We start from the raw sequence: 669 nt of genomic DNA on the forward strand, positions 1-669 counted from the left end.
TTAATTCCGCTTTGGTTTTCACATGGGGCAACAGCGCGGTCACGGCCTCGTTGAGCTTCGCTGTATTCTCCAGCTCCAGCCCGTTGTCCACCAGTTTCGCCAGGGCCCACAGCAGATTGGCGATATGTTGAGGAATAAAGAGGTCTTTCTCTTCTGTTGATTCAGCTTTGGTTTTCACCCGGGGCAGCAGCGCGGCCAAGGCCTCTTTGAGCTTCGGTGTCTTCTTCAGCTCCAACCCGTTATCCACAAGTTTCGCCAAGGCCCACAGCAGATTCGTTGTAGCCTGGGTGTTGAAGTGGTCTTTCTCTTCTTTTGATTCGGCTTTGGTTTTCACATGGGGCAACAGCGCGACCACTGCTTCTTTAAGCTTCGGCGTTTTTTCAAGCTCCAGCCCATTGTCCACCAGTTTCGCCACGGCCCAATATAGATTAGCGACTGCCTGTGCCTTGAAGTGGTCTTTCTCTTCTTTTGCTTCGGCTTTGGTTTTCACCTGGGACAGCAGCGCAGCCAAGGCCTCTTTGAGCTTCGGTGTCTTCTCCAACTCCAGCCCGTTGTCCACCAATTTCGCCACGGCCCACAGCAGGTTGGCGATATGCTGGGCATTAAAGTGGTCTTTCTCTGCTTTTGATTCGGCTTTGGTTTTTACCTGAGGCAACAGCGTGGCTACGG

The 669-nt window shown here is 52.8% G+C and carries 1 protein-coding gene; it reads right to left on the minus strand.

Features of this window, described 5'->3' with window-relative positions; genetic code table 11:
• On the minus strand, positions 1 to 669 hold a 669-nt coding region (locus tag J7438_RS26740), incomplete at both ends, for a hypothetical protein (protein ID WP_209279054.1).

The organism is Thalassotalea sp. G20_0 (genome assembly GCF_017744175.1).
Classification (GTDB): domain Bacteria; phylum Pseudomonadota; class Gammaproteobacteria; order Pseudomonadales; family Endozoicomonadaceae; genus Endozoicomonas.